A 21,610-nucleotide genomic window follows, 5' to 3' on the forward strand; every position below is an offset into this window, starting at 1 on the left:
GTGGACCGGCCGGATGACGAGAACTCATCCCGGTGCCGCGTGCTTCTCCGCGGAAGCGCCTCAGCGCACCAGCCGCAGGGACATCGCCCCGATGAAGCGGAACTCCTTTCCGAAGGCCGTGCGTGCCGCGCCGACCACCAGTGCCACCATGCCGACCAGCACGTAGCAGGCCGCCAGCATCATCGGCAGCGGCTGTGTCCCCGACGAGGAACCGGATGTCTCGTCCAGGTCGAGCAGGACCGACAGCAGGGCGCCGGTGACCAGGACGATCAGGGAGGTCAGGCCGAAGTTCACGGCGGCCGTGGCGTGGTGGCGCGTCGCCGGGTCGTGCGTGCGGGCGCGGATGATCAGTGGCGGGAGCCAGAGCGCGAAGACGCCGAACAGCGTCCACGCGACCACGGCCGCGCTCAGATAGGACCACATCGGACCCCTGCGGCTCGCCGTTGCCTCCATCACCGCGCCCACCTCGCTTCTTCCTCTCGGTGGGAACTGTCTATCCCTTCGTGCCCGGGAGGGGTCCCGGGGCGGTGAGCCCCTGGAGGCCCAGGAGGAACGGTTTGACGTCCGTGGCGTCCACCGGGTCGCCGGTCAGGGCGTCGGGGGCGGAGCACAGCAGCAGCGGGCCGTCCCCGGGGGTGTCGGGGAGGCGGCCGTGGCTGCCGCGCACGTAGGACGGGTCGAGGGGGATGACGTTCATGCGGTAGCGCAGGCCCAGCTTCTTGCGGGCCAGGGCGAGGGCGGCGCGGGGTTTGGCCAGGCGGTCGGCGGGGTCGAAGAACAGCTCGGCCGGGTCGTAGCCGGGCTTGCGGTGGATCTCGACCGTGGGCGCGAAGTCGGGGGCGCGGGCGTCGTCCAGCCAGTAGTAGTAGGTGAACCAGGAGTCGGGCTCGGCGACCGCGACCAGTTCGCCGGCGCGTTCGTGGTTGAGGCCGTGCTTGGCCAGGCCCGTGTCGTCGAGGAGTTCGGCGATGCCGGGGACGTCCGCCAGGACCTCCCGGGTGCGGCGCAGGTCGGCGGGGTCGCGGACGTAGACGTGGGCGACCTGGTGGTCGGCGACGGCGAACGCGCGGGAGACCCAGGGGTCGAGGTACTCCATGCCGGCCTGGGTGTGGACCTCCAGCAGGCCGGCGGCGCGCAGGGCGCGGTTGATGTGGACCGGGCGGCGCACGGGCGTGATGCCGTATTCGGAGAGCACCACGACGGTGGCCCCGGCGGCCTCGGCCGCCTTGAGCAACGGGGCGATCTCCGCGTCGAGTTCGGCCGCGGCGGCGCGGGCCCGGGCGCCGCGCGGGCCGTACCGCTGGAGGTCGTAGTCCAGGTGGGGGAGGTAGACCAGGGTGAGGTCGGGGCGGTGGGTGTCCAGGATGTGGCGGGCGGCGCCCGCGATCCAGCGGGAGGAGACGATGGAGGCGGTCGGGCCCCAGTACTGGAAGAGGGGGAACGGGCCCAGCAGGGAGGTGAGTTCGTCGTGCAGGTCGGCCGGGCGGGTGTAGCAGTCGGGGTCCTTGCGGCCGTCGGCGTGGTAGACGGGGCGGGGGGTGACCGTGAAGTCGGTGTCGGCGCCCATCGCGTACCACCAGCAGACGTTGGCCACCGTGTAGTCGGGTCGGACGCGGCGGGCGGCGTCCCAGATCTTCTCGCCGCCGACCAGCGCGTTGTGCTGCCGCCACAGCAGCACGTCGCCCAGGCCCCGGAAGTACCAGCCGTTGCCGACGATGCCGTGCCGGTACGGCGGGGCGCCGGTGAGGAACGTGGCCTGGGCGGAGCATGTCACCGCGGGCAGCACGGTGCCCAGCGGCGCGGACGAGCCGGTGCGGGCGAGGCGGGCCAGGCTCGGCAGCGCGGGCAGCAGGTCGGGAGTGAGGCCGACGACGTCGAGCACGACGACCGGGCGTGTCATGGCAGCTCCTTGAGGCCGAGGCCGGTCAACAGATCGCGGGCGAGGGCGAGTTCGGCGGCGATGCCGTCGGCGAGCGCGTCCGGGGTGGTGGGGCGCAGCGCCGGGGGCAGGACCTGCCAGGTGTAGGTCTCGACCTCCAGGTGGCGGGTCAGCGGCGCCGGTCCGCCGACGAGCCGGGTCAGGGCACGGGTCAGGTGCGGCAACGTCGAGGTGAGCGGCGGGGCCGGGCGGTGGTGCAGCGGAACGTGGAGGTGGACGCGCCAGGGGCCCCGGCCGGGCAGCGGCTCGGGGCCGAACAGCGCGGTGTCCAGGTCGTCATGAGCTTCGACGATGCCGCCGGCGTTCTCCCTCGTCTGGTGCAGAAAGCGCGGCTCGGCGAACTCGGCGAGCGCGGCGCGGACTTCGGGCCGGTCGGGGTGTTCGGCGTGCAGCGCGGCGGAGAGCTGCGACTTGACGACGGGCACCCCGGCGGCGGCCAGGCCGTCCAGCGCCCGGTCGGGGTCCTCGAACGCGGTGGCCAGATGGCAGGTGTCCAGGCAGACGCCGACGCGGTGTGCGGGCGGGGCGCCGGGCGAGGTCAGCACGCGGGCGGCCTGCTCGGTGGTCTCCACGACGCAGCCGGGTTCGGGTTCGAGGGCGATCCGGATGGAACGGCCGGTGGACTCGGCAAGGTCGTCCAACCGGTCGGCCAGCTCGGTGAGATGGGCCAGCGCGCGGTCCTGGTCGGCCGGGGAGTACGGCTCGCGCCAGGCCAGCGGCAGCGTGGAGATGGTGCCCTCGGGCTCGTCGTCGGGCAGCAGCTCGGCCAGGACGCGGGCGAGGTCGGCGGTGTGGTCGAGGCGTTCGCGGCTGGTCCAGTCGGGTGTGTAGACGGCGTACTTGACGCGTTCGCCGCCGAACCCGCGGTAGGGGAAGCCGTTGAGGGTGACGACCTCCAGGCCGTGGCCGTCCAGCGCGGCGCGCAGGGCGCGGCGCGCGGCGGGCTCGGCGACGAGGGCGCGGGCGGCGTCGCGGGCCAGCCACAGGCCGATGCCGAGGCGGTCGCGGCCCAGGCGGCGGCGGACGGGCGCGCAGTGCTCGGCGAGCTGCGCCAGCACGCCGTCCAGGGTCTCGGCGGGGTGGACGTTGGTGCAGTAGGCGAGGTGGACGGTGGAGCCGTCGGGGTGCCGGAAGCGCATGGCCGTCACCGCCCCGCCGGCTCGGCGGGGGTGCCGCGGAGGATGGAGTTGCCCTCGTAACTCTCCGGCTGGGGGCGGCCGTCCAGGTCGAGCCGGCCGCTCTGGGCAAAGAACGCGACGGGGTTGCGCCACAGCACCCGGTCCACGTCGTCCTCGGTGAAGCCGGCGTCGAGCATGGCGTCGGCGACGCGGCGGGTCTTGAGCGGGTCGCTGCGGCCCCAGTCGGCCGCGGAGTTGACCAGCATGCGGTCCAGCCCGAAGCGGCGCAGCACGGCGACGGTGCGGCGTTCGTCCATCTTGGTGTCGGGGTAGACGGAGAACGCCATCCAGCAGCCGGAGTCGGCGGCGCGTTCCACCGTGGTCTCGTTGAGGTGGTCCAGAACGACGCGCTCCGGGGCGAGTTCGGACTCGGCGAGCATCGCGAGGGTGCGTTCCAGACCGGCCGCCTTGTCGCGGTGCGGGGTGTGGACGAGGGCGGGCAGGCCGTGCCGGGCGGCCAGTTCGAGCTGGGTGGCCAGCGCGGTGTCCTCGGCGGGGGTGAGGGAGTCGTAGCCGACCTCGCCGACGGCGACCACGTTGTCCTTGTCGAGGTAGCGCGGCAGTTCGGCGAGCACCGGGGTGCAGCGCGGGTCGTTGGCCTCCTTGGGGTTGAGGGCCAGGGCGCAGTGGTGGGCGATGCCGTACTGGGCGGCGCGGTAGGGCTCCCAGCCGAGGAGGGAGTCGAAGTAGTCCAGGAAGGTGGCCGCCGAGGTGCGGGGCTGGCCGAGCCAGAACGACGGCTCGACGACGGCCGCGACGCCCGCGGCGCGCATTCTCTCGTAGTCGTCGGTGGTGCGGGAGGACATGTGGATGTGGGGGTCGAAGATGCGCATCATGCCTCCGGGATGAGAGTGAGGACGTAGGCCACGTCGGGCGGCACGGGGCGGCCCGCGGCGGTGCGTTCGGCGGCGAAGTCGGTGAGCATGCGGGCGAGTTCGGGGTCGGCGCGGTCGGCGAGGGCGGCCACCTCGGTGACCGGGACGCCGGTGAACACGCACTTGAGAACGGCGTGCCGCCACAGGTGCTGGCCGAGGTGGCGGGCGGCGTAGGGGCCGACGGCGGCCTCGATGAGCCGGGCGTCGTTGGCGCGCAGCGCGTCCTCGACCAGCGGCAGCGCGTCGGCGCCGACGGGCAGGTGCGGCAGGGCGCGGAGCACGGCGCGGCGTTCGGCGGCGTCGCCGTGCTGGTAGAGGCGGGTGACGGTGGCGGCGTCGGCGCGGGCGGTGCGCAGCAGCAGCACGCGGACGGCGTCGGCGGCGGCGCGGCCGACGTGCCGCCCGGCCGCGGTGAACGCGGCCTCCCAGTCCGGGCCGCCCAGCACGGAGTCCAGCCAGGCGCGGCCCTCGGCGGTGAGCCGGATGTCGGTCAGCACGGCACGGCCTTCCGCTGGGCGGCGGTGAGGAAGTCCATGGATTCGCGGGCCAGTTGGGGCCCGGCGTGCGAGTGGCGCGGCAACTCCACAGATATCAGGCCCGGATAGCCGGTGGCGGCCAGCGCGGCGAGCACCGGCGGGAAGTCCATCTCGCCCTCGCCGAACGGCAGATGCTCGTGCACGCCGCGCCGCATGTCCTCGATCTGGACATGCGCGAGCCAGGGCGCGGCGGCGCGGACGCAGTCCGGCACCGGGTCGGGCTCCAGACAGTGGCAGTGGCCGAGGTCCAGGGTGAGGCGCACGCCGTCCAGTTGGCGGCGCAGCCGGTGGAACGCGGCGAGGGTGTCGACGAGCATGCCGGGCTCGGGCTCGACGGCGAGCGGCACGCCGAGGCGGGTCGCGCGCTCCAGGACGGGGGCGAGCGCGCCGGTGAGCCGGGACCAGGCGTCGGCCTCGGCGGTGCCCGGCGGCACGCGCCCGCTGAAGCAGTGCACGGCGGTGGCGCCGAGGTCGGCGCCGACCTGCACGGCGTCGAGCAGCAGGCCGACGCGCCGGGCGCGGGCGTCCGGGTCGGGATCGAGCAGGCTCGGCCCGTGCTTGGCGACGGGGTCCAGGACGTAACGCGCCCCGGTCTCCACGGCGACGCCGAGCCCGAGCCGCGCCAGCCGCCGGGCGACGCGGGCGGTGCGGTCGGCCAGGCCGGGGGCGCACGGGTCGAGGTGCATGTGGTCGAGGGTCAGCGCGACGCCCCGGTAGCCGAGGTCGGCGAGCAGCCCCAGCGCGTCGTCGAGCCGGAGGTCGGTGAGGCCGTTGGTGCCGTAGGCGGAACGGAGTTGAGCGCTCATGTGGGCGTGACCTTCCGCGACAGCCGCCGCGCGGCGGCGAGCATGAGGAGCAGGCCGGGCACGGCGCGCGGCGCCCCGGCGCGGGCGGCGAGCGCGGCCTGGAGGGGCACCATGGCCTGGAGCCCGGCGACGACACCGCCGCGCACGCGCTCCCCGCTGGGCCGCCGGGTGGCGCGCGCCAGCGGCGGCACGGCGGTGAGGAGGTAGGCGGCGGCCCCGGCGCCGACGGGTACCTGGGGCCGGCGGCCGGCCAGGGTGGTGCCGATGGCCGCGGTGGCGGCGAGGGTGGCCAGGGGGGCGGTGCGGGGGCCGCCGTGCGCCTCGTGCCGGGAGAGCGCGGTGACGGCCAGGGTGTGGCCGGCCGTCAGGGCGGCGGGCGCGAGGGCGCGGCCGGGAACGCGGCCGGTGGCGGCGGCGCCGAGGAGGACGTTGAGGCCGCGGGCGGTGGCCATGGCCGCCGGGCCGGCGGGGGTGTGCTTGAGGCCGAGGTCGTAGGCCCAGACGGTGGTGGCGATGGCCGTTGCGGTGGCGAATGCCTGGCGGGGGCCGGTGGCGGCGAGGGCGAGGCCGGTGGCGGTCAGGCCCGCGGCCGCGGCGAACGCGGCGGCGGGGCGGATCCGGCCGGACGGCAGGGGGCGTTCGGGTCGTTCGCGGGCGTCGATGTCGCGGTCGGCCCAGTCGTTGAGCGCCATCCCGGCCCAGTACAGGCACAGCGAGGACGCGACGGCCGGGGCGAGCCGCCGCGGCCGGCCGCCGCCGGCCGTGACCGCGCCCGCGACCAGGTCGCCCGGCACGGTCAACGCCGCTGGTCCGCGCAGGAGTTCGACCCAGGCGCGGGTCACGGGCGGGCCCGCAGCGCGTCGGCGAGGGCGAGCAGTTCGCGGTGCTGGTCGGCGAGGGCGGCGGGGCCCGTGTCGGGGTCCTTGAAGTAGAAGCCGAGGCCGGGCACTGGCCCGGACAGGCCGGCGGCGTGCGCGCGGGCCAGCAGCCGGGCGAGGTCGAGGACCAGCGGCGCGGCCAACGCGGAGTCGCAGCCCTGCCAGATGGTCTGGAGCACCATGCGGGTGCCGAGGAAGCCGTCGAACGCGACGTGGTCCCAGGCGGTCTTCCAGTCGCCGAGGGCGGGGACGTTGTCGATGTGCACGGTGCCCTCGGGGGTGGTGCCGAGGGTGTCGGCGAGGACGCGGGCCTTGCCGGCGTTCTTGGCCGCGGCGGCGGCCGGCTCCTCCAGGGCGGCGCCGTCGCCGCCGCCCAGCAGGTTGGTGCCGGACCAGGCGCGGACGTCCAGGGCGCGCTGGGCGAACATCGGGGCGAGCGCGGCGCGCAGCAGCGTCTGGCCGGTCTTGCCGTCGCGGCCGGCGTGTGGGAGTCCGGCGCGGTGGGCGCGTTCGGCGAGGCCGGGGGCGCGCATGCCGGTGGAGGGCGTGAAGTTGACGTAGGCGCAGCCCGCCTCGATGGCCGCGGACGCGTAGGCGGTGCTGATGGCCGGGGCGGTCTCGGTGGTGGCGACGTTGACGACGACGGTGCGGGCGAGGCCGTGGCGGCGGGTGAAGTCGGCGATGTCGGCGGCCGGTTCGGGGCCGGGGGTCTTTATCTCGGCGTCGGCGGCGGCGAGTTCGGCCGCGATGGCGGCGGGCAGGCCGGGCGGCAGGACGCCGGCGGCGACGAGCTGTTCGGCGCGTTTGGGGAGCGGGGTGTCGGCGATGTCGTGGCCGCCGACGACAAGGTCGTCCAGGGCGGGCAGGGCGCAGTCGGCGAACGGCGGCAGGGCGGTGACCAGGCCGGTGGGCGGGAAGAGTCCGGCGGCCAGCGCGGCGCGGCCGGCGATCGTGGTGGTGGCGACGGAGCCGCGGGCGCCGATGAGCCAGAGGCCGGCGCGTTCGGGGGAAGCGGTTGTCATGGGCCCTCCTCCTTGATGGGGTGCGGCGGCGGGGTGGGTTCGGCGTCACCACCCGCGCCGCCGGCTTGCCGGCCGCGCGTGGATCCGCGCGGCCGGGTCCGTCGCCGCCGCGGCGCGCGGCGGGGACGGGTCTGGTGGGGGAACGGGAGTCGGTGGGGACGGGGGTCATTGCGTCGGCACCGGGGTGCGGTCGGTACGGAAGGAGACCGTGCGTCGTTCATTCATGATTTTGCAGCCGGACACGGCTTCGCGTCAGGCTCCGTGCGGGGGTTGGTCTGGGTGAAGTCGTTGACCGGCGGCCACGTTCCAGGTCCCGGACCCGGCGACAGCAGGAACATCCGCCTGACGACGGCGGTGGAGACAGCGGCCCAGCCTGCCCGAAGCGTCCGTTTCGCCGGATCCCGCACGGGTACTCGCCACGCGGGCGCGGTCCGGGGGCCGGGTCGGCCGAGCCGTGAAGCAGAAGGGCCGGATGCCGATGCCGCAGCACAACCAGGACCGACGGGAGCAGGGCGACCGTTACGCCACCCTCACCCCCGATGAGCTGGCGGCGGTCGACGCGCAGTGGCGGGCGGCGAACTACCTCTCCGCCGGCCAGGTCTACCTCCTGGCCAACCCGCTGCTGACCGAGCCGCTGGAGCCACGGCACATCAAGCCCCGGCTGCTGGGCCACTGGGGCACCTCGCCGGGGCTGAACCTGATCCACGCCCATCTCAACCGGGTGATCCGCGCCCGCGACCTGGACACCATCGCCGTCTGGGGCCCCGGGCACGGCGGTCCGGCCGTGATCGCCAACTCCTGGCTGGACGGCAGCTATTCGGAGACGTATCCGGACATCACGCGGGACGCGGCGGGCATGGGGCGGCTGTTCAAGCAGTTCTCCTTCCCGGGCGGCGTCCCCAGTCATGTCGCGCCGGAGACGCCCGGTTCCATCCACGAGGGCGGCGAGCTGGGGTACTCGCTCGCGCACGCCTACGGCGCCGCGTTCGACAACCCGGACCTGCTGGTCGCCTGCGTGGTCGGCGACGGCGAGGCGGAGACCGGCCCGCTGGCCGCGTCCTGGCACGCCAACAAGTTCCTCGACCCGCGCCACGACGGGGCCGTGCTGCCGATCCTGCACCTCAACGGGTACAAGATCGCGAACCCGGCGGTGCTGGCCCGCCTCCCCGAGTCCGAGCTGGACGACCTGCTGCGCGGCTACGGCCACCACCCGCTGCATGTCAGCGGCGACAAGCCGGAGGTGGTGCACCAGGAGCTGGCCTGGGCGCTGGACACCGCGCTGGAGCGGATCGCCGCCGTGCAGCACGCCGCCCGCCACGAGGGCGCCACGCGCCGCCCGCGCTGGCCGGTGATCGTGCTGCGCACCCCGAAGGGCTGGACGGGCCCGGCCGAGGTGGACGGCCTGCCGGTGGAGGGCACGTGGCGGTCGCACCAGATCCCGCTGAAGGCGGCCCGCGAGAACCCCGAGCACCTGCGCGAGCTGGAGCGGTGGCTGCGTTCCTACCGGCCCGAGGAGCTGTTCGACGCGGACGGCCGGCCGACCGCCGACGTCCTCGCCCAGCTCCCGGCCGGGCAGCGGCGGCTGGGCGGCAACCCGCACGCCAACGGCGGGCTGCTGCTGCGTTCGCTGCCCACCCCGCCGGTGGAGGACCGCGCGGTGCCGGTGGACACCCCGGGCACCACGGCGCACGAGCCGACGGAGGCGCTGGGCGAGGTGCTGGAACGGCTGATGGAGGCGACGGCCGAACGGCGCGACTTCCGGCTGGTCGGCCCGGACGAGACGGCGTCCAACCGGCTCCAGGCGGTCTACCGCGCGACCGGCAAGGCGTGGGAGGCGGAGACGCTGCCGGTGGACGAGAACCTGGCGCGCGGCGGGCGGGTGATGGAGGTCCTGTCGGAACACCTGTGCCAGGGCTGGCTGGAGGGCTATCTCCTCACCGGGCGGCACGGGCTGTTCTCCAGCTACGAGGCGTTCGTGCACATCGTCGACTCGATGGCCAATCAGCACATCAAGTGGCTGCGCACCTCCCGCCGGCTGCCCTGGCGCCGGCCGACCGCCTCGCTGAACTACCTGCTGACCTCGCACGTGTGGCGGCAGGACCACAACGGCTTCTCCCACCAGGACCCGGGCTTCGTCGACCACGTCCTCAACAAGAGCCCCGAGGTGGTCCGCGTCTACCTGCCGCCGGACACCAACACCCTGCTGGCGGTGGCCGAACACGTGCTGGCCAGCCGCGACTACGTCAACGTGGTGGTCGCCGGGAAGCAGCCCTGCTTCGACTGGCTGAGCCTGCCGCACGCCCGGGCACACTGCGCGCGCGGCGCCGGGATCTGGGAGTGGGCCGGCTCGGAGGCGGACAACCGCGAGCCCGACGTGGTGCTGGCCTGCGCCGGCGACGTGCCCACGCAGGAGACGCTGGCCGCCGCCGACCTGCTGCACCGCCACCTGCCCGGGCTCGCCGTCCGGGTGGTCAACGTGGTGGACATCGCCCGGCTGATGCCCGCCGACCAGCACCCGCACGGTCTGTCCGACCGCGACTACGACGCGCTGTTCACCCGCGACCGGCCGGTGATCTTCGCCTACCACGGCTACCCATGGCTCATCCACCGGCTCACCTACCGGCGGGCCCACCACGACGACCTGCATGTGCGCGGCTACATGGAGGAGGGCACCACGACCACGCCGTTCGACATGGTCGTGCGCAACAACCTCGACCGCTATCGGCTCGTCATGGACGTCATCGACCGGGTGCCGGGCCTGGCGGTCCGGGCCGCGCACGTCCGGCAGCACATGGTGGACACCCGCTACCGGCACGGGCGCTGGATCCGCGAGTACGGCACCGACCTGCCCGAGGTGGCCGACTGGAAGTGGGGGGCACGTGGCTGACCCGACAGAAGAGATCGAAGAGAACCGAGCGAGAACCGAGAAAGGACTGTCCTCTCATGCTGGCCCTGGGCCTGTTGGCGGGCTTGACCGGCTATCTGCTGGGCGCGCTGCTCACGGCGCGCGTGGCCTACGGGGTGCAACGGGCGAGCCTCATCGAGCAGGAGGAGCTGTGGCACGCGGGTCAGGACCCGGTGGAGAGCTTTGAGGTCAACGACCGTTCCTCGGCGGTCACCGGCGCGTTCCTGTTCGGACTCGCCTGGCCGGTGACCGTTCCCGCCTCCTGTGTCCGCCGCTGCGCTACCTTCGTGATCACGGCGCGCCCTCCAACGACCCGTCAGGATCGTGAGCGGCGCGCCCAACATCTCCGGCAGCGGATCCACGCTCTTGAGGAGTCGCTGCTCGAGGATTCCCTGGACGCCCCGCTCGAAGAGTGAACGTCCACCCAACTCCCGTACAGCGCCGGGCAACCGCGCGCTTGCCACAGAGGTCTATGTCCGCATGAAGATTTCTTTCCTCCTCCACAACGGATATGGGATCGGAGGGACCATCAAGACCACGTTCAACTTGGCCCAAGCCCTTGCCGAACGGCACGAGGTGGAGATCATCTCCGTGCACCGGCACCGGCAGGAGCCGACGTTCACCCTTGGCGGTGGTGTGCGGATGCGCCATCTGGTGGATGTGCGGACCGAGAAGGACCACCCGCTGCACCAGCGGCCCGCGAAGATCTACCCCGCGACCGAGTACCGCTACGACCAGTACAGCGAACTGACGGACCAGCGGATCACCGAGTGCCTGACCGGACTCGACTCGGACGTGATCATCGGCACCCGGCCGGGCCTCAACGTGCACCTCGCGCTGCACGGCCCCAGGCGCGCGGTGCTGGTCGGCCAGGAGCACCTGACCCTGGACAACCACTCCCCCGAGCTGCGCCAGGACCTGCGCGCCGCCTACCCCCGGCTGGACGCGATCACCACGGTCACCGAGGCCGACGCGGAGACATACCGGCGCAAGATGCGGCTGCCCCGGGTACGGGTGACCGCGCTGCCCAACAGCGTGCCCGAGCCGGCCCTGCCGCCGGCCGACGGCCACGGCCGGTATGTGGTGGCGGCGGGCCGGCTGATCCGGTCCAAGCGGCACGAGCTGCTGATCCGGGCGTTCGCGAAGGTCGTCGCCGAACGGCCCGACTGGCGGCTGCGGATCTACGGCCGGGGCGAGGAACAGGACCGGCTGCGCCGACTGATCAACGACCTGGGCCTGTACAACAACGTGTTCCTGATGGGTGCCGCCTCCCCCATCGAGGCGGAGTGGGTCAAGGGCTCCATCGGCGTGGTGACCTCCAGCTACGAGCCGTTCGGCATGACGATCGTCGAGGCGATGCGCTGCGGGCTGCCCGTCGTCTCCACCAACTGCCCCTATGGACCGGCCGAGATCATCCGGGAGGGCGAGGACGGCCGGCTCGTTCCGGTGGGTGACCGGGACGCGCTGGCCGCCGCGCTGCTGGACCTGATCAACGACGACGAGCTGCGGTTGCGGATGCGCGCCGCCGCGCTGGCCAACTCCCGGCGCTACGACCCCTCGGGCATCGTCAAGGAGGCCGAGGCACTGTTCACCGAGCTGGCCGAGGCCAAGGGCACCAAGCGCGCCCGGGTCCACGTACCGCTCGGCCGCCGGCTGGCCGCCGCCGCCGTCAGCGGCGGGCACGCCGTCAAGGACGCGACGCTCGCGTTCGTCTTCTCCACCCTGCGGACCGTTCGGAAGGGCGGACGATGACCACCACCGTCACCAAGGACAAACTGCCGCGCGCCGACTGCGCGATGGACGCCGAGGGCCGCCTCACCACCGAGCTCAGCAGCCTGCCCGGCGACGCGGCCGAGCCCGAGCTGCGCATCGGCCTGCGGCCGAAGAAGGGCGAGCCCGAGACCACCGCCCACACCGTGCCGCTCTCCCCCGACCCCGGCGCGCCCGGCCGGTGGCGCGCCGACCTGGACGGGCTGCCCCAACTGGCCGAGGGCCGCTGGGACGTCTGGGTGCTGCCCGGCCCCGGCGCCGACCGGCTGCGCGTGGTGCCCGGGCTGCGGGACCTGCGGGTGCTGGCCGGCGGCCGGAGCGCGGTGGCCGACGGCCCGCTGGCGGTGCGCGTGCCCTACGCCACCAAGGACGGCTACTTCGCGATCCGCGCCTGGGTGCGGGCGGCGCACGCCGAGGCCGGGGACCTGCGGGTGGCCGGCCGCGAGCTGACCGTCCGGGGCACGCTGGTCGGGGCCCGGGCGGGTGCGGGGGCGGCGGGCCTGCTGAAGCGGCGCGGCAAGGGCGGCCCAGTGGTCGAGGTGCCGCTGAGTGACGGCGGGGACGGCTCGTTCTCCTTCACCGTGCGCTACGAGGACCTGCCGTCCGAGCCGGTGGAGGGCGAGCCGGTGTTCTGGGACGTGTTCGTTCGGCCCGCGGCCAAGGCGAGCCGCGTGCGCGTCGCGCGGCTGCTGGACGACGTGGCGGACAAGAAGCACGTGTTCGTCTACCCGGCGACCGGGATCGGGCCGCTCTCCTTCCGCCCCTACTACACGGTCGACAACGATCTGTCCGTGGAGGTGGCGCGCGGATGAGGGCATGCTTGGCTCATGAGCGGTGGTGACGCGCACAACAGCATGTCCGGGGGCACGGCGCGCAATCTGATCCAGGCTCAGACGGTGGGCGCCGTCTATCTGGACGGCGCGCCGCCGCCCGTTGCCTGGGAAGTCCCGCCGCCGCGCCCCGGCTTCGTCAACCGCACGGCCGAACTGGTTCGGCTGAACGCCCTGTTGGACCGCGACGGGGACCGGCCCGGGCCCCGGGTGCTGGCGCTGTGCGGGCTGGGCGGGGTGGGCAAGTCGGAGCTGCTGGCCCAGTGGGTGGACCGCCGGGCGGAGCGCTTCGCGGACGGCGTGCTCTATGTGGACCTGGCCGAGTGGCGCCAGCAGGGCGCGGTGGAGGTGGGCGACGTGCTGGCCGAGTTCGCCCGCTCGCTCGGGGTGCACGAGTCGTACATCCGGCCCACGCCCGCCGCGCGGCGGGCCGTCTACCGCTCGGCCACGCGCAACCGGCGGCTGCTGGTCTTCATCGACAACGCCGACCACGCCGCCGAGGTCCGCGCTCTGCTGCCCGCCTCGGGCGTGACCGTGGCGACCAGCCGGAACCACCTGGGCGGCCTGAGGCTGGACGGCGCGGACGTGGTGACCGTGGAGCCGCTGGCCGCGCCCGCGGCCGGCGAGCTGCTGCGCGGCTGGCTGGCCGGCGGCCCGGGCGGCGACGACGAGGTGGCCGAGCTGGTCCGGCTGTGCGGCGGCCTGCCGCTGGCGCTGCGCGCGCCGCGTCCGTCACGGGCCGCAGCGCGCCGGGCGTGAACTCCTTGGCGGCCCGCAGCAGTTGACCGTACAGATCGCCGTCCGGGTCCAGCGCGGGCGCGCGGCGCCCGAAGGCGTGCATCGGCGAGGCCGGGTCCAACTCCGCCTCGCCGCTGGCCGCCAGCAGCGTCACCAGGTCAAGACCCGCGCCGTAGAAGGTGACCGAGCCGGTGTCGCCGATGACCCAGTCGGCGGCGATCAGCGCGGCCTGCCAGCCCTTCTCCGGCGGCACGATCATGAGCCCGGCCTCGGTGGCGTCGGCCAGTTCCCGGTCCGCCACCTGGTAAGGGCTGTGCCACGCCCACACGTTGGGGTGCAGCACCAGGGCGACGGCGAACTCGTCGGCGGGCAGCGCCTCCATCAGGCGCACCGGCAGCCGGGGATGGCGGCCCAGTAACGAGTGCTCGCCCCAGGTGGAGTTGAGCACGACGAGGCGGCGGCCGTTCACCGCGCCGAACAGCGCGCGGTAGTGGTCGTGGAACCGGACGTTCTCCTGGATCCGGTCGGCGCACGGGTCGCCGACGACCCGTGCGCGGGGCACCGCCTCGGGGCAGGAGCGGGCCAGCCGGTCGAGTTGTTCCTCGTGCGAGAGGCAGATCATGGCGGGCACCACCCGCCCGCGGTGGGTCAGCTCGCGGCGCGAGAGCCCGGCCGCCGAGGTGGCGTCGCCGGTGGACCGGCGCACCAGCCGGTTGTAGCCGACGCCGTGCGGCAGGACGACCAGCGGCGCGTCCAGCCGCCGCATGGACGCGTTCACGGCACAGGCCACGGCCAGGCCGAAGCGCTGCCGCACGGCCTCCCGCCAGGGCAGCACGTCCAGCAGCCGGGTGGCGGAGGTCAGGGTGCGGGCCACCGCCAGGACCTCGATGTGCCGCGGCAGGGTGTCCCAGGGCGCGGGCTCGCGCCTGCGGAACAGCGACACGGGCACTCCGGATTCGGGTCGGCGCGGGCGGGCAGCGGACGTTTCGCATCGTAACCGGCGCCCGCCGGCGCGCGGCGCGGGCCGGGAAGAGGTTCGATGGAGACAGGGACGCGCAGCGACGGAGGTGCCGGGATGATCTACGCCGACCGTATCGACGCCGGGCGGCGGCTCGCCCATGAGCTCGCGCATCTGCGCGACGCGGACGTGGTGGTCCTCGGCCTGCCCCGGGGCGGGGTGCCGGTCGCCGCCGAGGTCGCGTCCTCGCTGGGCGCGCCGCTGGACGTGGGGGTGGTCCGCAAGCTGGGCGTGCCGTTCCAGCCGGAGCTGGCGATGGGCGCCATCGCGGAGGACGGCGCGCGCGTGATCAACGACCAGGTGGTGACCACCGCCCGCGTCGACGACGGGGACATCGCCCAGGTGGAGGAGTCCGAACGGGCCGAGCTGGACCGCCGGGCCCGCGAGTACCGGGGCGGGCGGCCGCCGGTCTCGGTGGCGGGCCGGACGGTGGTGGTGGTCGACGACGGCATCGCCACGGGCGCGACGGCGCGCGCGGCGTGCCGCGCCGCGCGCGCCCGGCACGCGGAACGAGTCGTGCTGGCCGTCCCGGTGGCGCCGCGCGACGCGAAGGCGCGGGTGGGCGCGGACGCCGACGAGTTCGTCTGCCCCGAGCTGCCGTACGACTTCGCGGCGGTCGGCCAGTTCTACCGCGACTTCGCGCAGACGACGGACCACGAGGTCGTGGAGTGCCTGCGGCAGGGCAGCACCCGGCAGGTGACGATCCCGGCCGGCGAGGCGGAGCTGCCCGGCGAGCTGAACATCCCGCAGGGCGCGCGGGGCGTCGTGGTGTTCGTGCACGGCAGCGGCAGCAGCCGCCTCAGTCCGCGCAACCGCTTCGTCGCCGACGCGCTGAACGGCGCGGGCCTGGGCACGCTGCTGTTCGACCTGCTGACGGAGGCGGAGGAGCACGACCGGGCCAACGTCTTCGACATCGGAATGCTGGCCGACCGGCTGGCGACGGCCACCCGCTGGCTCGAAGGGGACCTGCCCATCGGCTACTTCGGCGCCAGCACGGGCGCGGCGGCGGCCCTGTGGGCGGCGGCGGACCCGGACCTCCCCGTCGCGGCGGTCGTCTCCCGCGGCGGCCGGCCCGACCTGGCGGGCGAACGCCTGGGCTCGGTCACGGCCCCCACGCTGCTGATCGTGGGCGGCAACGACCCGCAGGTGCTGGAGCTGAACCACACCGCGCTGCTGTCGCTGGGCGACGGACACGACCTGAAGGTGGTCCCCGGCGCGACCCACCTCTTCGAGGAACCGGGCGCGCTGTCCCAGGTGGCGGAGCTGGCCCGCGACTGGTTCACCACGCATCTGGGAGGCTAGGTCAGCGGCCCGGCCGGCCCGGTGCGCGGAAGAAGCGGCGCAGGCGGCCCAGCGGCCAGGTGTTGATCACCTCGTCCGCCGTCAGCCAGCCCCGCTGCGCCGTGCCCACCCCGTAGCGGATGTGGCCCAGCTCGCCCGTCGTGTGCGCGTCGCTGTCGATCGCGAACTTCACCCCGTGCCGCCGCGCCAGCAGGATGTGCTCGTCGCGCAGGTCCAGCCGGTTGGGGTGGCCGTTGACCTCCAGCGCCGTGCCGGTGCGGGCGCAGGCCGCGAACACCTCGTCCAGGTCGGCGTCGATGCCCGCGCGCGAGCCGATCTTGCGGGTCGTCGGGTGGCCGATGACGTTGACGTGCGGGTTCTCGCAGGCGCGGATCAGCCGCCGGGTCTGTGCCGCGCGGTCCAGGCCGAAGTGCGAGTGGATCGACGCCACGCACAGGTCGAAGCCGGCCAGGAACTCGCCGGGCCAGTCGACGTTCCCGTCCGGATCGATGTTCAGCTCGGTGCCGTGCAGCAGCCGCAGCTTCCGGTGCTTGCCGTCCAGCGTTCGGACCTCCTCCCGCTGGGCGAGCATCTTCTCCTCGGTCATCTGCTGCATGCGCAGCTCCGGCGCGTGGTCGGTCACGGCGTAGTACGAGTAGCCGCGCGCCGCCGCCGTCTCGACCATCTGGGCCAGGGAGGCCAGCCCGTCCGTCAGGTCGGTGTGCGTGTGCAGGTCGCCGCGGATGTCCTCCAGAGTGACCAGTCCGGGCAGTTCGTCGCGCTGGGCGGCGGCCACCTCGCCGCGGTCCTCGCGCAGCGTGGGCGGGATCCACGGCAGGCCGAGCCGGTGGTAGACGTCCTCCTCGGTGCGGGCGGCCCGTTTCTTCCCGGTCTTGGCGTCGAACAGCCCGTACTCCGACAGCTTCAGCCCCTTGCGCAGCGCGATCTCGCGGGTGCGGATGTTGTGCGCCTGGGAGCCGGTGAAGTACTGGAGGCCCGCACCCCAGGAGTCGGGTGGCAGCACCCGCAGGTCGAGCTGGAAGCCGGCCGTGGTGCGCACCGTTGTCTTCTTGCTGCCGTGCATGACGACCTCGGCGACCAGCGGCAGCGCGGTGAACGCGTCCATCACCGGGTCCGGGTCGGTGGCGGCGGCCAGGATGTCGATGTCGCCGATGGTCTCCTTCATGCGCCGCAGCGAACCGGCGAAGGCGACGCGTTCGCAGCCTTCTGCCCCGGCCAGTTCGCCCACGGCCTCCTCGGCGAGGCTGCTCGCCGCGTCCAGCAGGATCCGGCCGCCCGCCTGCCGGGCCAGCTCCACGCCGTGCAGAATGTTCTCCTGCGTCTTGGGGCCGAAGCCCTTCAGCCCCTGGAGCTCGTCGCGCCGGATGGCCGCCACCAGGTCGTCCACCGAGGCGATGCCCCGGTCCTCGTAGAGGCTCATGGCCTTCTTGGGGCCCAGCGTGGGGATCGACATCAGCTCCCGCACGCCCGGCGGGATCGTCGCGCGCCGCTCGTCGATGACGGAGACATGGCCGGTGTGCAGGTACTCGTCGACCTTGTCGGCGATGGACTTGCCGACGCCCGGGATCTCGCGCAGGTCCGCCGGCTCCAGCCGGGAGATGTCCTCCGGATGGCCGCCGATGGCGCGCGCGGCCCTCTCGTAGGCGCGTTGCTTGAACGCGTCTCCGCCGGTGATCGCGATGAGGTCGGCGTACTCCCGCAGGAGCGCCTCGACCTCCTCGTTGGGCCGGGCCATGTCTCCACTGTAGGGAGGGCCGCGCGAGTCGGCATGGCGAGCGGCGGGGCCGGGTACCCGGCGCCGGTCCCACGCGGAGCCGATGAGAAGCGGGGTGAAACGCTGTGCGGGCGACGTTCTCACTGGGGCGGATCGCGGGTGTCCGGGTCGGGGTGCACTGGAGCGTGCTGCTGATCTTCGCCCTGATCGCGACCGGCCTGGCCACCGGCCGGCTGCCGGAGGCGTACCCGGACCGGGCCTGGCCGCTGTACGCGACGGCCGGCCTCGGAACGGCCCTGGTGTTCTTCGCGTCGCTGCTCGCGCACGAGCTGGCACACGCGGTGGTGGCGCGGCGGAACGGGGTCGGGGTCGACGACATCGTGCTGTGGCTGCTGGGCGGCGCCACGCGGATGCGCGGCGAGGCGCCGAACCCGGGCGCCGAACTGCGCATCGCCGGGTCCGGGCCGCTGACGAGCCTGCTGGCGGGCGTGCTGTTCGCGGCGGTGACCTGGCTGATGGACGCGACGGAGACGTCCGGCCTGCTGGTGGAGGCGGCGGCCTGGCTGGCGGCGATCAACCTGCTGCTGGCGCTGTTCAACGTGATCCCCGCCGCGCCGCTGGACGGCGGCCGGCTGCTGCGCGCGCTGCTGTGGTGGCGCACCGGGGACCGGCTGCGGGCGCAGGTGGGCGCCGCGGCGGCGGGCCGGGTCTTCGGCTGGCTGCTGCTGGTCGCGGGGATGTGGTGGTTCCTGTGGTCGGCGTGGTTCGGCGGGCTGTGGCTGGCCCTGATCGGCTGGTTCCTGGTGGCGGCGGCGACGGAGGAGGCCCGGCAGGCGCGGGTGCGCGAACTGCTGGGCGGGATCATGGTCTCGGAGTCCATGACGCCGGACCCGGTCACCGTGCCCGCGCGGCTGCCGGTGGCCGAGCTGCTGTCGGACCGGGCGTTCCCGCGCCGGCACGCGGCGTTCCCGGTGACCGAGTGGAACGGCGACGGCGACGCGGCCGGGCACCCGATCGGGCTGGTGACGGCGGACCGTGCCGGCCAGGTGCCGCCGGAGGAGCGTGAACGCACGACCGTCCGGGAGATCATGCAGCCGCTGGAGGAGAGCCGGGTGGTGGCGCCGGACGAGGCGCTGGCCGATCTGGTGCCCCGGCTCGAACCGGGCGCCGAACACCGGGTGCTGGTGCTGGAACGCGGCCGGCTGGTCGGCATCGTCGCGCCGTCGGACGTCAACAGGACGGTGCGCTGGCTGGCCGCGGCCCGGCCCCGGGAGGACGCGGGGATGTAAAGCGGTCGTTGCTGGGCCGGGCCGGCGCTGCCTGGCGTGGGACTCCGCTGGGAGGTGGCGGCGCCGGCCCGGCGGTCTTGGGGTCAGATCCTCTGGTCGCCGGCGGGTTGGCGGCCGCGGCGGCGCAGCAGCAGGAGGCCGCCGGTGAGCGCGGCGATGCCCGCCCCCGCGCCCCAGGCCAGGGTGTCGCTGTCCGAACCGGTGTCGGCCAGGTCAGCGCTGCCGCCCTGCGGGCGCGCGCCGTTGCCACCGGCCTCCGGGCCGGCCTCGGTCGACGGTTCGCCCGGGGCGGGCGTTGCCGATTCAGCTGGTGCGGCCGGTGCGTCGGCCGGGTCCTGGGTCGAGGTGAGGGTGCCGAAGCCGAGGTGGTCGAAGCCGCCGCTGTTGGGGCCGCGGTGACCGCCGCCGTCCTCGGGTGCGATCTTGTCCTTGTAGGCGGTGATGTTGGGGACGTCCAGGCCGCGCCGGAACGCGTAGTGGTTGTGGATCAGCGCCCAGATCGGCCGGGTGTTGCCCCGGCCGCCGGCGCCGAGCGCGGACTCCGTGTACCAGCGGCCGTCCTGTCCCATCTGGCGGGAGTACTCGGTGTACGGCACGTCGTGGCCCAGGTTGTAGCGGGCGACGTACTCGGCGCCCTTCATGAACCGGTTGTCGTCGTAGCCGTAGAGGTCCTCGCCGAGGTTCCACGCCATCTCGCACACCACGGCCATCGCGCCCAGGCCGCCCATGGTGTGCTCCTGGTCCCGGCCGCTCTCCTCCCACTGACCGAGAGTGCCGTCCTCGTGAAGGAAGTTGACCGCCCGGTGGATGTTGCCGTTGCCGGAACCGTTTTTAAAGTAGTCCACGGCCTGATCGACCATGGCGTCGTCCTCGGTGAACGCGCCGATGGCCAGCACGGAGGCCATGTTCACCGCGTCCCAGTTGTTGCGGTAGTTGGTGTCGACCGCGCCGTTGTGCTCGCGCAGAAAGTGGTCGTTCATCGGGTAGAAGATGTCGGTCAGCATCGTGCTGAACCGGTCCAGTTCAAAGCCGCCGTAGTCCCGGATCAGCTCACCCGCGGCGGCCAGTTGCCAGCCCTGGCTGCCGGCCATCAGGAACCGGTCGGCGTTGCCGCCGAGTTCGCGCAGCGTGCCCGACCAGGCGTTGAGGATGTCCCGGGCCGTGTCGCCGTGCGCCCGATCGCCGCCGATGTGCCAGCGCAGCGCGTTCTGGTAGGCGGCGTGCGCGTCCTGGAACAGCAGCACCGCGTTCTGGCCCTCGCCGCCGCGCAGCACCCGGGCGGTGGCCCGCGCCTGGTAGTCGGCCTGGGCGTAACGGCCGCTGATCAGCTTCTCCCAGCCCGCGGTCCACGGCTGCTCGCCGGCGGCGACCTTCTCGGCCATCCGGTCCAGGTCGGCCCGGGTGTGCAGCAGACCGGGGTGGGCGTACGTCCGGCCGGCCGGCGCGGCGGGGCGGACCCGCGGCCGGGCCTGCGCGGTGGGCCCGGCGGCGAGGACGGCGCTCGCGCCAAGACCGGCCGCCCCGGTGAGCCGGAACAAACTCCGGCGGCTGACCGGGCGTTGGGGGGTGGGGGTGAGGTGCCGCACGTGGGTGACTCCCGTTTCCGTTTCCGCGTTCCCGTATCGAGTGGGCTTACGGACTGGGAGACGGACGGGCCGGGGCCGGATAACGGAAACCGTCAGATCTTCTGCAGATCCGCGACGCTCGCCGCGTCCATATAGTCGCGAACGTGGACGATCCGGCCGTCCCGGACGCGGATCACGAGCAGTCCCGGGACCTGCGCGTGCTCGGCGCCGTCGGGGCCGGCGAGCACGACCTGCTCGGCGATGATCACCTGTGGGTCGGTCGTCTCGTGCACCGCCACCTCCCGGACGGACCGGGCCCGGACGGCGGTGGCGCCCCACAGTTGCCGGTATCCGGCGCGCACGGCCTCCCGTCCCTCGAAGCGGCCCGGCAGCCCCGGGAAGCGGAACGGGAACTCGTGCACGGCGTCATCCGCATACAAATCGGCCAAATCATCGGCGGACTTGTCCAGCATGGCCTGCTGGTAACGGGCCAGCACGTCGCGTGGGTTCATGGCGCTCCCCGAGGCTCGAATACCCTCAACGGGCGTTGAGGCAATTTCACTCAACGAGTGTAGAGCACGGATCACGACAGTCAACGGCTGTGGAGCCAGTTGTAGAGTCGTTGCCCATGAGCGAGTCCCCCCGCCTCTCCCGGGCCGAGCGCCGCCGCAGGACCGAGGAGCGCATCCTCGACGCGGCCCGGGAGCTGTTCGCCGAGCACGGCTTCGAACGCACCACCATCCGCGCGGTCGCCGCCGCGGCCGGCGTCGATCCCGCCCTGGTCATGCAGTACTACGGCTCCAAGCAGAAGCTCTTCGCCCAGGCCGCCGCGGTACGCCTGCCCCAGCCCCCGGCCGAGGGCCCGCGGCACCCCGATGAGCTGATCGACGCCCTGCTCACCGCCCTCGGCGTCAAGCTCGACGGCCTGCCCGCCACCTCGCTGGCCACGATGCGGTCGATGCTCACCCACCCCGAGGCCGCCGAGCTCGCCCGCGAGACCCTGACCCGGCAGATCGACGACATGACCGGCGCGCTTTCCGGCCCCGACGCCCGGGCCCGGGCCGCGCTGCTGATCTGCACCACCGTGGGTGTGACCATCGGCCACCAGTTGCTGAGCCTTGAACCGCTGCGCGACGCCCCGCCCGAGCGGCTGGCCGACCTGCTGCGGCCCGCGCTGCGCGGGCTGATCACCCCGCCCGAGTCGCCGGCGCCATGAGAACGGGTCCCTCCGGCCGGAGCCGGAGG

Annotated in this window: 19 protein-coding genes; 8 read left to right on the top strand and 11 right to left on the bottom strand. The window is 74.0% G+C overall.

What is annotated here, in order from left to right:
* Positions 1-60: 60 nt before the first annotated feature.
* From RM590_RS02685 to RM590_RS02720, 8 genes are read right to left on the bottom strand one after another with little or no spacing between them, the layout of a single operon-like run.
* Entirely contained in the window at positions 61-453 is a 393-nt protein-coding gene (locus RM590_RS02685) for a DUF4870 domain-containing protein (protein WP_311702680.1), read from the bottom strand.
* Positions 454-493: 40 nt separating this feature from the next.
* Positions 494-1,900, bottom strand: coding sequence for an alkaline phosphatase family protein (locus RM590_RS02690; protein WP_311702681.1), 1,407 nt, complete (start codon positions 1,898-1,900; stop codon positions 494-496).
* A complete protein-coding gene (eboE, locus tag RM590_RS02695) occupies positions 1,897-3,078 on the bottom strand; it encodes a metabolite traffic protein EboE (RefSeq protein WP_311702682.1) in 1,182 nt (393 codons plus the stop codon). The genes RM590_RS02690 and eboE overlap by 4 nt, the downstream gene beginning before the upstream one ends.
* Positions 3,079-3,083: 5 nt before the next feature.
* On the bottom strand, positions 3,084-3,950 hold the full coding sequence (locus RM590_RS02700) for a TatD family hydrolase (RefSeq protein ID WP_311702835.1): 867 nt from the start codon (positions 3,948-3,950) through the stop codon (positions 3,084-3,086).
* Positions 3,950-4,489 (bottom strand): EboA domain-containing protein, encoded by a 540-nt coding sequence (locus RM590_RS02705; protein WP_394813763.1) that lies wholly within the window; start codon positions 4,487-4,489, stop codon positions 3,950-3,952. The genes RM590_RS02700 and RM590_RS02705 overlap by 1 nt, the downstream gene beginning before the upstream one ends.
* The gene (locus tag RM590_RS02710) at positions 4,483-5,334 is read right to left on the bottom strand and encodes a sugar phosphate isomerase/epimerase family protein (protein WP_311702683.1); all 852 of its coding nucleotides are present in this window, start codon (positions 5,332-5,334) and stop codon (positions 4,483-4,485) included. Before RM590_RS02710 ends, RM590_RS02705 begins: the two co-directional genes overlap by 7 nt.
* Positions 5,331-6,176 carry an SCO3242 family prenyltransferase gene (locus RM590_RS02715; protein ID WP_311702684.1) on the bottom strand — a complete coding sequence of 282 codons (846 nt, stop codon included), beginning with the start codon at positions 6,174-6,176 and terminating at the stop codon, positions 5,331-5,333. Before RM590_RS02715 ends, RM590_RS02710 begins: the two co-directional genes overlap by 4 nt.
* Positions 6,173-7,234, bottom strand: a complete 1,062-nt coding sequence (locus RM590_RS02720) for an inositol-3-phosphate synthase (RefSeq protein ID WP_311702685.1) — start codon at positions 7,232-7,234, stop codon at positions 6,173-6,175. Before RM590_RS02720 ends, RM590_RS02715 begins: the two co-directional genes overlap by 4 nt.
* 472 nt (positions 7,235-7,706) lie before the next feature.
* On the opposite strand from RM590_RS02720, the gene RM590_RS02725 reads away from it, so the two are divergent.
* The 6 genes from RM590_RS02725 (at position 7,707) to RM590_RS02755 (ending at position 15,797) form a co-directional block, all read left to right on the top strand.
* Positions 7,707-10,121: a phosphoketolase family protein gene (locus RM590_RS02725; RefSeq protein WP_394813764.1), complete on the top strand. Its 2,415-nt coding sequence runs from the start codon at positions 7,707-7,709 to the stop codon at positions 10,119-10,121.
* Between the two features lie 56 nt (positions 10,122-10,177).
* Positions 10,178-10,555: a hypothetical protein gene (locus RM590_RS02730; RefSeq protein WP_311702686.1), complete on the top strand. Its 378-nt coding sequence runs from the start codon at positions 10,178-10,180 to the stop codon at positions 10,553-10,555.
* Between the two features lie 64 nt (positions 10,556-10,619).
* Positions 10,620-11,891, top strand: coding sequence for a glycosyltransferase family 4 protein (locus RM590_RS02735; RefSeq protein WP_311702687.1), 1,272 nt, complete (start codon positions 10,620-10,622; stop codon positions 11,889-11,891).
* Positions 11,888-12,721, top strand: a complete 834-nt coding sequence (locus RM590_RS02740) for a hypothetical protein (RefSeq protein WP_311702688.1) — start codon at positions 11,888-11,890, stop codon at positions 12,719-12,721. Before RM590_RS02735 ends, RM590_RS02740 begins: the two co-directional genes overlap by 4 nt.
* Positions 12,722-12,736: 15 nt before the next feature.
* A complete protein-coding gene (locus RM590_RS02745; RefSeq protein WP_311702689.1) occupies positions 12,737-13,498 on the top strand; it encodes an ATP-binding protein in 762 nt (253 codons plus the stop codon).
* Positions 13,499-14,552: 1,054 nt separating this feature from the next.
* Positions 14,553-15,797: a phosphoribosyltransferase family protein gene (locus RM590_RS02755; protein WP_311702838.1), complete on the top strand. Its 1,245-nt coding sequence runs from the start codon at positions 14,553-14,555 to the stop codon at positions 15,795-15,797.
* A gap of 1 nt (position 15,798) precedes the next feature.
* Here RM590_RS02755 and polX read toward each other — a convergent pair whose 3' ends face one another.
* Positions 15,799-17,532: a DNA polymerase/3'-5' exonuclease PolX gene (gene polX, locus RM590_RS02760; RefSeq protein WP_311702690.1), complete on the bottom strand. Its 1,734-nt coding sequence runs from the start codon at positions 17,530-17,532 to the stop codon at positions 15,799-15,801.
* A 104-nt stretch (positions 17,533-17,636) separates the two neighbouring features.
* Between polX and RM590_RS02765 the strand changes: the two genes are divergently transcribed.
* The gene (locus RM590_RS02765; protein ID WP_311702691.1) at positions 17,637-18,800 is read left to right on the top strand and encodes a site-2 protease family protein; all 1,164 of its coding nucleotides are present in this window, start codon (positions 17,637-17,639) and stop codon (positions 18,798-18,800) included.
* An 83-nt stretch (positions 18,801-18,883) separates the two neighbouring features.
* Here RM590_RS02765 and RM590_RS02770 read toward each other — a convergent pair whose 3' ends face one another.
* Together RM590_RS02770 and RM590_RS02775 are read right to left on the bottom strand one after the other, a co-directional pair.
* The gene (locus RM590_RS02770) at positions 18,884-20,386 is read right to left on the bottom strand and encodes an alginate lyase family protein (RefSeq protein WP_311702692.1); all 1,503 of its coding nucleotides are present in this window, start codon (positions 20,384-20,386) and stop codon (positions 18,884-18,886) included.
* 92 nt (positions 20,387-20,478) lie between these two features.
* On the bottom strand, positions 20,479-20,877 hold the full coding sequence (locus RM590_RS02775; protein WP_311702693.1) for a nuclear transport factor 2 family protein: 399 nt from the start codon (positions 20,875-20,877) through the stop codon (positions 20,479-20,481).
* Positions 20,878-20,993: 116 nt separating this feature from the next.
* Between RM590_RS02775 and RM590_RS02780 the strand changes: the two genes are divergently transcribed.
* Positions 20,994-21,581: a TetR/AcrR family transcriptional regulator gene (locus RM590_RS02780; RefSeq protein ID WP_311702694.1), complete on the top strand. Its 588-nt coding sequence runs from the start codon at positions 20,994-20,996 to the stop codon at positions 21,579-21,581.
* The last annotated feature ends 29 nt before the right edge of the window (positions 21,582-21,610 follow it).

This window comes from Streptomyces litchfieldiae (assembly GCF_031845365.1).
GTDB lineage: Bacteria > Actinomycetota > Actinomycetes > Streptomycetales > Streptomycetaceae > Streptomyces > Streptomyces litchfieldiae.